The 13,984-nt window shown below is 56.7% G+C and carries 12 protein-coding genes; 7 read left to right on the forward strand and 5 right to left on the reverse strand.

Annotated features, from left to right (window positions below):
- Positions 1–284: 284 nt before the first annotated feature.
- The 6 genes from B149_RS0105120 (at position 285) to B149_RS0105145 (ending at position 5,958) form a co-directional block, all read left to right on the forward strand.
- Positions 285–1,334, forward strand: coding sequence for an SDR family oxidoreductase (locus B149_RS0105120; protein ID WP_018124098.1), 1,050 nt, complete (start codon positions 285–287; stop codon positions 1,332–1,334).
- Positions 1,331–2,461 (forward strand): ABC transporter permease, encoded by a 1,131-nt coding sequence (locus tag B149_RS0105125; RefSeq protein WP_018124099.1) that lies wholly within the window; start codon positions 1,331–1,333, stop codon positions 2,459–2,461. Before B149_RS0105120 ends, B149_RS0105125 begins: the two co-directional genes overlap by 4 nt.
- Position 2,462: 1 nt before the next feature.
- Positions 2,463–3,185, forward strand: coding sequence for an ABC transporter ATP-binding protein (locus B149_RS0105130; protein ID WP_018124100.1), 723 nt, complete (start codon positions 2,463–2,465; stop codon positions 3,183–3,185).
- On the forward strand, positions 3,182–4,255 hold the full coding sequence (locus tag B149_RS0105135) for an HlyD family secretion protein (protein ID WP_018124101.1): 1,074 nt from the start codon (positions 3,182–3,184) through the stop codon (positions 4,253–4,255). Before B149_RS0105130 ends, B149_RS0105135 begins: the two co-directional genes overlap by 4 nt.
- A 22-nt stretch (positions 4,256–4,277) precedes the next feature.
- Complete coding sequence (locus B149_RS0105140) at positions 4,278–4,946, forward strand: CAAX prenyl protease-related protein (RefSeq protein ID WP_018124102.1); 669 nt, start codon at positions 4,278–4,280, stop codon at positions 4,944–4,946.
- A gap of 157 nt (positions 4,947–5,103) precedes the next feature.
- Positions 5,104–5,958 carry a PEP-CTERM sorting domain-containing protein gene (locus tag B149_RS0105145; RefSeq protein ID WP_018124103.1) on the forward strand — a complete coding sequence of 285 codons (855 nt, stop codon included), beginning with the start codon at positions 5,104–5,106 and terminating at the stop codon, positions 5,956–5,958.
- Between the two features lie 285 nt (positions 5,959–6,243).
- Here B149_RS0105145 and B149_RS0105150 read toward each other — a convergent pair whose 3' ends face one another.
- The 3 genes from B149_RS0105150 to B149_RS0105160 are packed head-to-tail and all read right to left on the reverse strand — an operon-like array spanning position 6,244 to position 9,584.
- Positions 6,244–8,262, reverse strand: a complete 2,019-nt coding sequence (locus tag B149_RS0105150) for a ThiF family adenylyltransferase (protein ID WP_018124104.1) — start codon at positions 8,260–8,262, stop codon at positions 6,244–6,246.
- 27 nt (positions 8,263–8,289) lie between these two features.
- Positions 8,290–9,192: an N-acyl amino acid synthase FeeM domain-containing protein gene (locus tag B149_RS0105155; RefSeq protein ID WP_156816747.1), complete on the reverse strand. Its 903-nt coding sequence runs from the start codon at positions 9,190–9,192 to the stop codon at positions 8,290–8,292.
- A gap of 32 nt (positions 9,193–9,224) precedes the next feature.
- Positions 9,225–9,584 carry a PilZ domain-containing protein gene (locus B149_RS0105160; protein ID WP_169332903.1) on the reverse strand — a complete coding sequence of 120 codons (360 nt, stop codon included), beginning with the start codon at positions 9,582–9,584 and terminating at the stop codon, positions 9,225–9,227.
- A 332-nt stretch (positions 9,585–9,916) separates the two neighbouring features.
- Between B149_RS0105160 and B149_RS17795 the strand changes: the two genes are divergently transcribed.
- Entirely contained in the window at positions 9,917–11,524 is a 1,608-nt protein-coding gene (locus tag B149_RS17795; protein WP_169332904.1) for a GGDEF domain-containing protein, read from the forward strand.
- Position 11,525: 1 nt separating this feature from the next.
- Here the strand turns inward: B149_RS17795 and B149_RS0105170 are convergent, their stop codons facing one another.
- Together B149_RS0105170 and B149_RS0105175 are read right to left on the reverse strand one after the other, a co-directional pair.
- Positions 11,526–11,996, reverse strand: a complete 471-nt coding sequence (locus tag B149_RS0105170) for a hypothetical protein (RefSeq protein ID WP_156816748.1) — start codon at positions 11,994–11,996, stop codon at positions 11,526–11,528.
- A gap of 39 nt (positions 11,997–12,035) precedes the next feature.
- Positions 12,036–13,559, reverse strand: coding sequence for a sigma-54-dependent transcriptional regulator (locus B149_RS0105175; RefSeq protein ID WP_040372195.1), 1,524 nt, complete (start codon positions 13,557–13,559; stop codon positions 12,036–12,038).
- Between the last annotated feature and the right edge of the window lie 425 nt (positions 13,560–13,984).

Consider the following 13,984-nt stretch of genomic DNA (forward strand, 5'->3'; position numbering starts at 1 on the left):
AGCACTTTTCAGGCAATTTAGCTGATACCTAACAGACAGTTACAACCTATCAACTATCTGTAGATCGACCTTTGAACCCTTGTTTGTCCGGCAAAGTCGGACAGCGAGGGAGCTGTTTCCCTTCGGAAAAGCCAAATGCGCATATCCATACGACCACAGTCGGGAATTGCGTTTTTTTTGCTATCAAAAACAGCACGTTGGAAATCACAAAACCCGCTGTCACATTTTTTGCTCAGTAAGTTTTCGAAACAAGAAAACCTCTGGATAGTGATGGAGAGGGAGTAATGAAGAAAACCCTTGCAGACGGGATGTTTGAAGCCCTGAGACTCAAACCCCGCCGCTGGACGGTCACCGGAGCCGCCGGTTTCATCGGATCACACCTGGTGGAAACCCTGCTCAGACTCGATCAGTTCGTGGTGGGAATGGACAACTTTTCAACAGGTTATCAGCACAACCTTGAAGAGGTGCGCAAGTCCGTAAAACCCGGACAATGGCAACGTTTCAGTTTCATTCACGGTGATATCCGCAACCCCGGCGACTGCACGCGATGCGTTTCGGGCAGCGATTACGTCCTGCATCAGGCGGCCATCGGAAGCGTGCCGTGGTCTCTGGACGACCCGGCCTTCAGCAACGACAACAACATTTCGGGATTTCTGAACATGCTGTTGGCGGCACGGAATGCCAACGTGCGCAATTTCGTCTATGCCGCGTCCAGCTCGACGTACGGGGATCTGCCCGGTCTTCCGAAAAAGGAGGACATGGTCGGCGTGCCGCTCTCCCCTTACGCGGTGACCAAATACGTGAACGAACTTTACGCCGAGGTCTTCAACACTTGCTACGGATTTCCGTGCATCGGCCTACGTTATTTTAACGTGTTCGGCCCGAGGCAGGACCCCAACGGCGCCTACGCGGCGGTGATACCCCGCTGGTTCGCCACCATCCTTGAAGGCCGATGCCCGGAAATATATGGCGACGGCGAAACCACACGCGACTTCTGCTACATAGCCAACACCGTTCAGGCCAACATCCTTGCGGCGATTACGGAAAATCCCGCAGCAAAGGGGCAGGTCTTCAACGTGGCCCTCGGCGAGAAGACTTCGCTCAATCAGCTCTTCGGACACATCCGGGACATCGTGGCCCGCCGCAAACCGGAGGTCGCTTCAATGGAACCCGTCTATCGTCAGTTCCGTCCCGGAGACATCCGCCATTCCGTGGCGGATGTGAGCAAGGCATGTGAGCTTCTCGGCTACTGTCCGAGCACATCGGTCGATCAGGGACTCGCCTACGCCTCGCAGTGGTACATGTCTCAAACACCCCAGCCTGTTGCCTCATGATCGTCACGATAGCACGACAGAACCTGCTCCACGACAAGGTCCGGCTCGCCGTGACCTTGACGGGGGTGGTGTTCGCCGTGGTGCTCATCACCATTCAGATAGGGCTTTTCATAGGATTCACACACACCATATCAGCGGTCATCGACCACTCCGGAGCCGACGTCTGGGTCACCTCACCCGGCGTCAAGAACTTCGACATCGCCCTGCCGCTGACCAAAGAAAAGTATTATCAGGTCCTCTCCGCCCCCGGGGTGGAGAAGGCCTCCAAATTCATCATCCAGTTCGCCGACTGGAAAAAGCCGGACGGCGGACAGGAGTCAATCGAAATCATCGGCTTCGAGCCGGACAAAAAGATGGGCGGTCCCTGGGGATTCGTGAAGGGCAACCCCGCCATGCTGGACCTCAGGGACGCCGTGGTGGCCGACCAGCTGTACATGGAGAAGCTCGGCATCAAGAAACAGGGGGAGAGCGTGGAGATCAACAGCAGAAAGGCCCGCGTCGTGGCCTTCACACGCGGCATCCGCTCCTTCACCACCTCTCCGTTCGTCTTTGCATCATACAAGACGGCGCTACAGTTTTCGCATCTGCGGCCCGATGAACTCACCTATATTCTCGCCAAAGCGGAAAACGGCATCACTCCCGGCCAGTTGCGCGACTCCATCGCCCGCAACGTGAACGGCGTGGACTCCTACACCACCACGGAATTCAGCGACAAGACGCGCGAGTACTGGATGCTCAACACCGGCGCCGGGACAAGCATCCTGCTGGCCGCTTTTCTCGGACTGGTGGTTGGGACGGTCATTGTGGCCCAGACGCTTTACGCCACCACGCTCGACCACATCGGCGAGTTTGCCACACTCAAGGCAATGGGCGCACCCAACTCGTACATTTATTTCATCCTCATCACACAGGCCACCCTGAGCGCCATCCTCGGCTACGGATTCGGCATCGCCATCTCCTACCTCGCCGCAAGCATCAGCCAGTTCGCGGCCATGGCGATCATCATTCCGTTCGAGGTGGCCGTCGGCATGTTCTTCCTGACGCTGGTCATGTGCGTCAGCTCCTCGCTCATTTCGATCCGGAAGGTCATGACCCTCGATCCGGCGCTCGTGTTCAAGGGACGATGAGATGCAACAGCCACGCACCGCCATATCGCTCACCGGAGTGACCAAACGATACGGAGAACCGCCTTCGCAGGAATACGCTCTGCGCGGCGTGGATCTGGAAGTGAAGCAGGGCGAAGTGCTGCTGCTCATGGGACCTTCAGGTAGCGGCAAAACCACCCTTCTTTCCATCATGGGCTGCATTCTCAGCCCCACCGACGGCGATGTGGTGGTAGCCGGTCAGTCGGTCACCGGCCTTTCCACAGGCAGCCTCGCCAAAGTGCGGCTCGACAACCTCGGGTTCGTCTTTCAGGAGTACAACCTCTTCCCGACCCTTTCGGTCATCGAGAACGTCATGGTGGCCCTCGACCTGCGGGGCATGAACAGGAAGGACTCCGCCGAGACAGCCATGTCAGCGCTGGAAAACGTAGGCATGGCCGAAAAGGCGCACGTTTATCCCGAAACGCTCAGCGGCGGCCAGAAACAGCGGCTGGCCATCGCCCGCGCACTGGCGGGATCGCCAAAGGTCATCCTCGCAGATGAACCCACCGCAGCGCTTGATTCCGAAAACGGCAGGCTGGTCATGGACCTCATGTCCTCCCTCGCCGACGACGGCACCCGCTCCGTGGTGGTGGTCACGCACGACCAGCGCACCTTCGAGTTCGCCGACCGCATCATCACCATCGAGGACGGCCTGCTCCTGCCGCCGAGGGAAATGAACAACATCCGAAAGTCGAGGAAAACATGAGAGTACTGCTTCTTCTGCTCGCACTCACGGCAGGTCTGGCCGTTGCCGTCCATTATCAGGCACCGGGCTGGCTGGCACGACTGCTGCCGGAGGTGGACAACTCCACCGAGGCCTTTGAGTCCGTGCCGCCCCTTGAAGAATCCTCACCATGGATAGCCGCTTACGGACGGGTAGAGCCAGTTTCCGAGGAACGCGCCCTCGCCTTTGAAATCAGCGGTCTCATCGATTCCGTCTCCGTGAAGGAAGGAGACCCGGTGCGAAAGGGGCAGATTCTGGCCACCCTGCGCAACGAGGATTATCAAGCACAGCTCGCTTCGGCCCGCGCCATTCAGGAAGCACGCAGGGCCACCTACGAGAAGCTGGTCGCAGGCGCACGAAAGGAAGAAAAAAGCGAAGCGTGGGCCGCGGTGGAGCGCGCACGGCTGGTGATGCAGAATGCCCGAGTCGAGATGCAGCGCAGAAGGGAGCTGTTGGAAAAAAATCTCATCGCCAAGGAAGAGGTGGACCGGGCCACCAAGGATTTCCGGGTCGCCCAGAAACAGTATGAAGAGGCGGTTCAGCGCCACCTCATCGCCAAGGACCAATCCCGAAAGGAAGACATCGCCTCGGCCTACGCCGAATTCGACGCGGCCAGAATGCAGGCCCGGGAACGCGAAGCGAACCTCGAAAAGACCCTGCTCCGCTCCCCCATAGACGGCGTGGTGCTGCGAACACATCGCCGCGCCGGGGAAAACGTCTCCATATTCTTCGAAAGTCCCGTACTCACCGTCGGCGACACCACGGAATACAACATCCGCGCCGAGGTGGACGAGAAATTCGCGGCCGGGGTGAAGCTCGGCCAGCCAGCCTTCTTCGTCTCGGACGCCTTCGGCAAGAGGCGTTTCGCAGGAAGCGTCGTGCGCCTCGGCAGGATGACCGGCAAGAAGAAGCTTCCGCTGGATACGCCCGGCGACAAGGCGGATACCGAAGTGCTGGAAGTGATCGTTTCCATGGACGAGGACAGAGAACTCATCACCGGCCTCACCGGGGACGTCTTCATCAAAACGGGACAGTCAGCCAAGAACCGCTAACGAGCAAGCTCAAGGACGCATCATGTCTCCCGCAGCAGTACGAATCATCCCTTTCGCCGTTTACATGGCCTTCATTGCCCTGGCAGAACTGGCCGCTTTTCTTCCCGAAGAGACGCTCGCACCTGACTTTTTCGATACGTTCTATCCACTCCGGGCCGGGCTGACCGGGCTGCTCCTCTGGTTTTTCAGAAAACACTACACCGAAATCCGCTGGAATGAACTCGCCGACGCACGGGTGACCCCGGTCACCATCGCAGTCGGCGTCCTGCTTTGCGGCGCGTGGGTGAATATGGACTGGGCATTTGCCATACAGGGCGAACTCACCCCGTACGATCCCGGAACCACCGGCACGGCAATGGTCCTGATGCTGACTGCCCGTGTCGCGGGTGCGGTGCTGGTGGTTCCCGTCATGGAAGAACTCTTCTGGCGCTCTTTCCTTGCCCGCTATCTCGTAAACAGGGATTTCCCGAAGGTCCGCCCCGGGGCGATCACCATGGTCGCCGTGGTCGCGACCTCCGTCCTCTTCGGGCTGGAGCACAACCTCTGGCTGGCCGGGATACTGGCCGGTCTTGTGTTCACCTTCATATACATGCGCACCGGCAGTCTGGCCCAGACCATCCTTTGCCACGCGATCACGAACGGCGCGCTTGCGGCATACGTACTCGGAACCGGAGACTGGCGTTTCTGGTAGTGTCAAGAGCTTCCGAACATTCTGTCGGGCAAGTTTACAAACAGCCCGAAAGTGCACCGGCCCTCAGCTTTTAAACCATCGAAAACAAACAACAAACAACTTTGGCACACCGGTTGCTTACACAAGAGCAACTTGCAACTTTTTTTGGAGGAATGTCATGAGAATCATCAAGACCCTTACCCTGGCAGTCGTCACCTTGGCCTTTACGGCCAGCCTTGCGGCCGCAGCCCCCATCCTTACCGGCGGCTACAACTACATCAGCTTCGACGGCTTTGAAAACGTTTACGGCCGTACCGCTGAAACCATCACGGATCCGCTGGTTGACGGCGACGTCATCTACGGCGTGCTGCAGGCAGGCAACATCAAGACCGAAACCGGCAGCGTCGTCACCCAGCCCATGGGTTCGGAACTGACCGGCTTCTTCGCCGCTTCGGCACAGTATGTTGATGGCCTGCTGACCCTCAACTCGCTTCAGGCCACCAATGATACGTACAATTACTACACCGTCACCGACGGCGCAGTAACCTGGAACGACGCGGGCCTCGGCAGCATCATGGGCAGCATCTTCAGCGCCGATGAACTGGCCGGCTATTCCGTAATGAAGCTCTTCAGCGACCTTACCGGAGACGTGAACTCTCCCGATCTGGCCACCAGTATCGCCACCCACACCAACGGCGAAGAATGGGCAACCATGGCTCTGACTCCCGGTGACAGCTACTGGTATACCCAGCTCGCTCCTGAAGGCTTCGGAACCAACCTGTACGGCTTCCAGTCCTACGGTCCGGCTCCCTGGGGCAACGCCCTGATCAACGACCCGACCGAAAGCCTCTTTGACTACGACGTGGCCCTCTTCGGCGAAGCCGACATCAGCGCCAACGCCAACCCGCTGATCCCCTGGCTGCTCGACATCGCCGACCCCGCGGTCATCGCGACCCCGGAACCGAGCACCTTCCTGATCCTGGGCCTCGGACTCCTCGGACTCCTCGGCTTCAGAAGGAAGTTCCAGAACTAAATCGGCTAGCCTGATTCCTCACAAAATCAAGGGAGTCTCCGCAAGGAGGCTCCCTTCACTCTTTTCCGAGACTGACAACCCACTGTCGGAAACCGCTACACAGTCTCCCTCTATTCAACGCACCTCGCTTTCTCTGGACAATGAACAACTCTTCGACAACATATTGCCAACCGCAAGAACCTGCCTCAACCATGATGTCCGGAAGCCAAAATCAGCCACATAAGCACAAGAAAAACCGGCTCAAGATGAACCGGTTTGTTGTTATGCGTATTGTTCTACTGGAAGTCAGGTGTGCAGAAAGCTTTCCTCGGGCCGTCTGAGGGTTCCATGCCTGATGGCCGGGCCAAAGCCCACGCGGAAGAACATAACGGGAACCGAGGCCAGAAAGCCGGGAAAGACCTCTTCCACAAGCGGCCACGACCGGGACAGGATATCCTGATGCCTGTTGCTGCCAAAAGAACTCTCTCCTTCAAGCAGCACGCGCAGCCGGAACAGCGCCGGAGCCGCTGCGGGCTGAAACTGTACCCCGTAATGCGCGAAACGAAGCCAGACACGCTGCAAGGCGCGGCCAGCATCCAAAAAATTCTCGGGACTCCGGGCAGCCATGGAAATGAATCCCACACCGCCGGATTTGCGGATTCCCCGGGCGGAATGTGCGGCCACCGCCCGTGATGTGCCCAGCAGGTTGGCCGCACGCATGACGGACCAGCTCTTGGTGGCCCTCAGGAACAATTCGCCGGGCTTCCCAGCCTCCAGGTTCTTCAGAGGAAGACCGTCACGCGTGATGCGCTCTTCCTGCGGAGTGAAACGAATCATGGAGACAAGATGCTCATGCAATGAACGGTTCTCGCTGCGCAGCATGTCCAGCTGCATTACGGATTTCGCAAAGGTCTCTATTCCTTTGCGATCATTGACCCAGCCAAGGCGAAGTCCGGAAAAACCGTTCAACGTCTCTGCGACGGCCTGCCAGACGCCGTCCGAAACGGGTTCGCTGGAATAATCCCTTCGGTTCGTGGTTCGCAGCCAGATGGCGTCGAGAAAGGAGTCGTCCGCGGGCTCATCCGAATGATGCAGATCCATGCCGTACACGCAGTCCGCATCATTGTAGGGGAAATGCTCCAACTCCAGTTTGCGGCCGCAGGCGCGGGCGGCAACGGTCATATTCTCGGCAACGGCCCCGCAGGACATGAGAGACGCGGTCTGGGCGACATTGAAGAAACTATGGTCGGCATCCCTGTCCACGAAAAGATCGATCCGCCCGGGAGTCTTGCGGAACCGCCATGGCTGGACATTGTCGCCAGACGGCGCACGGACCCCGGCGCGGATCAGGTAGTCCAGCACCGTCCCGTCGCCGCTGTCGGGGGGTGGCGAAGCGACGGGACGGTTGCCGGTGGGACGGGGAGATAGCAGAAATTTCTTGAAAGCCCAGAGCTTGGCCTTCTGGAGCGCCCCCCGATTCCCCTTGAAAAGCCTTCCGCGCACCAGTTTACGCTTGTACGCATCGAACTGAAGATAATAGGGAACGGTCTTCACGCCCTTGCGTCCGAGGATGACGCGCATGGCTTCCATGGAGGCCAGAGCCGAACATAGTCCGCAGGCCAGTGCGGATGACGGTCCACGCTCGGCGTCTATATCCACTGCGTTCAGGTCGATATACCCGGCGTGGGTGGCCCGAGGAGAAAGTCCCATGGCAAATTTGAGCAGCCTGTCCCGCACCGGGGTCTCGTCTGAAATATCGAAGTATTCGTCGAACCCCATGCCTCCGGGCATGAAAACCAGCACCGCCGAACTGAACCCCATGGGACCGGCCGTGATAACAGGTATCCCGAGTTCCTGAGCCCGCTTGAAAACCATGCGGCGCACATCGAAAACGAAAAAGTCCAGTCCATCCAGAACGACATCTGCGCCATCGAGAAAATCATCAAGGTTTTGGGTGGTTACCCCTTCAGGGAATGTCCGGAAATCCAGATGAGGATTCACGTCCGTGGCTATCTTCACCATGGTGTCCAGTTTTTCCGAACCGAAGGATGCGGCGCTTGCGCCATACTGGCGGTTGACATTCACCGGGTTGAATTCGTCCATGTCCGCAATGCTGAAAGCTCCCACCCCGCAACGGACCATGGACATGAGATGACTGCCGCCCACGCCACCAAGCCCTGCCACCGCCACGCGCGAGCGCATGAGTCGGTCCAGCTCGTTGGCGTTCACGAGGCCAAGATTCCGGGCAAAGGCCGCCGCATGGAATTCTTCGCGATTCTTCAGCCCGTAGCCGGATATTTTCCGCAGCAATTCTTCACGGTTCACGATCGTCCCCCGACGTTCGGTTCTGCATTAATGCCCGATTTTCCCCTTTCCTCCGATGGCCTGAGGATACAGATACGCAAGGACCTGCAGCTGCTCTTCGTTCAACCCGCTCAGGACATGGGGACGTTGATCCAGAAAATACTGCACGGTGGATTGTTCCAGCGGCTTATCGTTGCCCACTGAATACTTCATGCTCGGATCCATGACCGCGTTCTTCATTTTGACGAAGAAAGACAGAAGGTCCGTGTCGAAGTCGGCATCACCGTATGCGTCGCGCATCCTCTGGTCATACGTGTGCACGTCGGCGTGAAGGGCCACGGCGGGCGCTCCCACTCCGGCATACATCCGCTCTTCCGCCAGTTGGTCGAAAAGGAAAATCTCCTTATAGAACCGGACGTGCTTCGGGTTGACCATGATGCACACGTCATCAAGCTCAACAAGGTGAGCGTAATTGAACAGCGCCTTTGCGAGATATACGACCAGATTGGCGCCCCGGCGACTTTTGGGGGTGGCCAGGGCACCTACTTCGGCAACCTGACGTCCCTTGGCGCGCAAAGCGTCGATCTCAGGCTTGTAGACAGCGTCCATGGGCAGACCGAACACTCGCGTATCCTTGTACAGGCTCATGGTGGATATGACCTTCAGGTAGGTCTTGAAAATGAAAACGGAAGTGGTAGGCAGCAGGCTGTGCACACTGTAGAGCATCCCTGTCGGCTCCGGGTTGGGCACATAACCGGCATCATTATACTCCGTGTAAACGATCCGGAAGGCCTGTTTCAGCTCGTCCAGAGTTTCCCCGATCTTGATACTCGGGCGGTCGATGCTATCAAGGTTGTCCCTGACCAGCGCCGAACGTCTGATCCGGATGGTACGTCGTTGCTCAAGTCCGTTGAACGGCGGCTTCCCGACCTTTCCTTCCTTTGCTGCCATTACCATTGCCACCCACCTGTACTGATCATGTTTCACCCTTCCATATAGTTTGCCAGCATTTCGATCGGCCTTGAGTCGGAGGTGTCGAATCCTCCGCCCATGCTTACGCCGTTGGACACGTTGCTCCATGTCTTTCGGCAGTAGAAGGAGACTGTCTGATAGGTCTCCGGAATGGTGAACACCACTTCAAAATACGATACGCCCGACAGCCTGTCCGCAAACCCCATATCGAGGTTATGAAAGGAAATTCTCATGCCCCCCTTGGAAATATCCTTGATGGTGACCGGCAGACTGTGCACTCCCCTGTCGGGGATATTTACACAGGATACCGCAGGAATTGACACTTCCAACCTTGGATACGCCCGTCTTTCGTCGCCCACTTTGTCCTTCATCTCCCCCTTGTCCCTGAGGTAGCTGAGAACTATTTCTCTTACACAGTCTTCGGGAGGGCGTTTATTCCCCTGTGCGACAGCCTGCAAAGCCTGATATTCCGTAGGGTTCATATCAAAACACACTTTCACGAAGAACCTCCTTTACCCTTGATCCCCTGACCGTCACAGCACCCGGGGATGCGCCAGCCTGCATTGTTGTCTTTTCCCGTATTCCGCCACCGGATTGTCATGGTTATTGCTATTAACATGCCAATAAACAGCAGCGTTTTTTCAAGGGAAAGACTACAAGGACAATCATGCAGATCACCTTTCAGGACATAGCTCTCAAACCAATGCCGAAGACGATCGCGCAGCTCGATCTCAGTAGAATATTTTCGCTTTTCAAGCGGTTTGAGTCCAACCACATTCCCTATCCTACCGCCGGGGGAGACTTTCAGTGCCTGTGCGCATCCCAATTGGCAGCGCTGGCAATCTGCAATGCGCCGCTGGACATTGAGCAGGCCCTCAAGCCTCATGTGAAAAAAGTCCGGCCGGCCGACCTGGTGGAGAGCCATCTCACGGAAGGATCCCAGTTGCCCGAACTGTTCGTGGTGGAAGACGGCCGACGCCCCGTGGGCTGGACAAACCTGAAACGCGTGCTCGTGAACACGCTACTGTGGTCAAGTCCCCGTCTTGATGAAGTTTTCTCGCCCCATAAGGGGGTCATCGTTTCGGAAACGGATTCTGTCTACGAGGCACATCGCAAGCTGCTCATGAACCATGCCGAAAGCGCCATCGTAACCGGTGGCCGTTACGTGCGGGGGATCATATTGGATCGCGACATCAGCAAGCTGGTGCAGGACGGAAGGGACATCTGGAATCTCAAGATTCGCAAGGCCATGCGCGAGGTTCCCGTACTGGGATCGTGGGTGCTGCTCAAGGATGCCTATACCGCCTGCATGAGAAACGACACCGACAGGGTTATCGTCAGCGACGCCGACGGCACCCCTATGGGCACAGCCACACTGGGTGACATCGTGAACGCTCTCGGCATCCGCGCCCAGATTCCGCAAAATGCGGACGGCGAATCCATCACCAGCCCGGGCCTTTATGAAGCGGCATTCATGGACACCGTACTGAGCCAATCCATGCAAACCGGAATAATCGGACTCAACGACCGGCTTCGCGTGGTGTACTACAATGCGACACTGCAACACCTGTTGGACAAGTCCAACCGCATCCGGGTCGGGGCCGACGTGGAGGCGATATCCCGATGCTGCGGCAGTTCAAGGCACAAGGTCTTGACCATGATCGAACGGGCAAGAAACGGCGATGAGCAGATATTCACCTCGTGGCGCGAGCAGAACGGAAGCCAGCGGCTCATGCAGTGCCGAATAAACGCGGTTCGGATAACCCACCGGACCATAGGGTACGTGCTTGCGGTCCAGGACATCACTTCACGGCACAACACGGAAACAAACATCAGAAAGTTGGCATATTACGACAGCCTGACCAGTCTGCCGAACAGGCATCTTTTCGAGGAACGGTTCGTTTCCGAGCTGAACAAGGCCCAGCGTCACGGAACCAAGCTGGCGGTGATGATGATGGACCTGAACGGATTCAAGGATATCAATGACCGGTTCGGACACTTCGCAGGCGACACGCTGTTGCGTGAACAGGGATTGCGGATGCTGGACACCGTTCGCGAGTCCGACACCGTAGCCCGCTTCGGCGGTGACGAGTTCATGTTCCTTTTCCCGGAAGTCACGGACAGGGGGAGCGCGGAAAAGGTCGCGGCAAAACTGATGAGAGCCGTGGAGCAGCCCGTGGTGCTTGGCGAGGAAAGGGTCACCATCAGCGCCTCGATAGGCACAGCGATTTACCCGGATGACGGAGTGGATTTCCGCACGCTCATGGACCGTGCGGACTCGGAGATGTATTTCAACAAGCGCTCCAACTGAGCTACATTATGTATCGCCCGGCCTGCTTTCCGTCGAAGACGGCACCCACGATGACCTGCGAACTCAGCTCCATGCGTGCGGGGCTGCAATCGAGTACCACCGGATTTTTTTCACCGGGGATAACGAAAATCAGGTTGAAATGCTCTATTGACTCAAGCATGTCGAGATACACGTGGCCCTTGTCACGAATCTCAAGGAGCACGCCCGAAAGCGAGATATTTTTTATCATGGCCGGCAGGCACACGATTTCTCCCTCGCTGCTGAAGATCTGCACAACCGCCTGCTGAGAAACCTCATAGCGAGTTCCCTGCCGCCGGCCCTCGTTGTCGAACGAAGGATCTTCCCGCATCACTGATCGTATCAGCCGCAAGACTGCGTCAGACACATTGCGACCAGCATCACCCTTTGCGTCAAGGGCAATATCCAGTAGTTGACTATAGCGTTTTTCCGTTCCGGAGATGGGCATCTTCACCTCTGCAGAGCCCCGTCCGGACTCCTGCCATGCTGATTGTTACGCCCGAAGCGACAGATTGTGCTTCTGCAAAAGCTCATAAAGCCTTGTCCGCGAAAGTCCCGAGATGCGGCAGGCCTTCTTCACCGAGTTTTCGCTCACCACCGCAAGGTGCCTGAGGTAGGTTTCCTCCACCTGGTTGATGGCGTTTTTCCTGTAATGCTTCAAATCCGGAAAATCCGGAGCGTTATCCACCGGCAAGGCCTGCAGTTCAAGGCTTTCGACCTCGCCATTCCAACCGCCGATGTTTCCGTTACCGTTGCCGTTGCCGTTGTCACCGGATTCGGCAGCTTCCGGAGCTTCATCGGCGACCATCTCGGCCTGAGGCATCCCGGCAATCATGCCGCCCTTGTCTTCCGCCTCCACGACAACCTTTCTTGACCGCAGGTTCTGCGGCAGATGGAAGAACGTCAGTTCATCCTCATAGACTGCCTTGTAGACCGAGACGCGAATCACATTCACGAATTCACGCACGTTCCCCGGCCACTCATAGTAGTAAAGGGCCTCCATGAAGGAACTGCCTATCTTGAGCGGCTTCCTGCCAAGCTCCTTGCAGATACTCTTGACGTAATTCTTGGCAAGCAGTTTGATGTCGCCGTTTCGGCTGCGAAGCGGCGGAAGCTCTATGGAAAACGTCTTGAGTCTGTAATACAGGTCACGCCTGAACAGGCCCTTCTCAACCATTTCATAAAGATTACAGTTCGTTGCAGCCACAAGACGGAAGTCCACATTGACCTCTTTCGAGGAACTGAGAGGACGGAACGTCTTCTCCTGAAGCACCCGCAGAAGGGACTTCTGAACATTCAGGGACAGGTCACCGATCTCATCAAGGAAAAGGGTGCCCTTGTGAGCATGTTCGAAAAGGCCTTTCTTGGTCCTGTCCGCGCCGGTAAAAGCGCCCCTGTCATGACCGAAGAGCAGGCTTTCGGCCAGATTGTCCGGCAGATTGGTGCAGTCCACCACCACGTAGCGGTTTTCCGCACGTGCGCTGTTGCGATGCAGAGCCCGGGCGAAAAGTTCCTTGCCCGTTCCGGTTTCACCGGTAATGAGCAGGTTGCCTTCCATACGGGCGGCAAGCCCCATCTGCTCGATGCAGCGGTTGAGCCTGCTGCTTTCACCGATAATGCCGCTGTGCTCAATGGCCGGACGAATGGCGGCTTTATCCTTCTGGCGGAGCAGGCTGTCTATGACTTCATAGAGCCGCCCTTTCTCAATGGGTTTGAGAATGTAGTCCTGCACCCCAGAGTCGAACGCCTTCTCGATACACCGCGGGTCGGAGTGACCGCTGAGAATCACGATGGCGCACTCGGGGTTGGCCTCCAAAACCATGGGAACGTGATCCACTCCGTTCCCCTCCGGAAGCATCACGTCGAGAAACACGATATCCACCGGATATTGACGGATATGTTTGATCCCCGAGGTAATGGAACCGAAAGCCTCACAGATGTGTCCCATCGATTCAGACCAGTGTGAAACGAGTCGTCTGATCGACGGGTCATCGTCGATTACAAGGATGCGACCCAAACCGTTCCCCCTCTCGAAAACAATTAACGGTCTGGCGAATTGATCACCGTTCCGTGCGCAAAAAAGCTGACCGATCTCACCTACAGGCTTCTATCCCCCAAAGTCCATAGGACATTTCCCTATTTTCCTTCCATATGAAACATGCGAACTACTACTATATACGCATTACAACGAAAAAGTCACCATCATATTATTTTTAAACTGCACATTGTAAAAACCATCGACACCGCATTAAAACCAAAATCAATATCAGATTCACAAAGTAAAAGACTATTCACTTTTTGAAACCACCCACACAACACCACTAATCATTAACAATTCACCATTTCAAAAAAACACGTGAAACCAATCTTCGATCGATTTTCTAGACTTTTGCGAGAAACCATCTTTGAAACCATCAACCTTTACGGCTAACAAGAAGGCCT

Source organism: Desulfovibrio oxyclinae DSM 11498, from assembly GCF_000375485.1.
GTDB lineage: Bacteria > Desulfobacterota > Desulfovibrionia > Desulfovibrionales > Desulfovibrionaceae > Pseudodesulfovibrio > Pseudodesulfovibrio oxyclinae.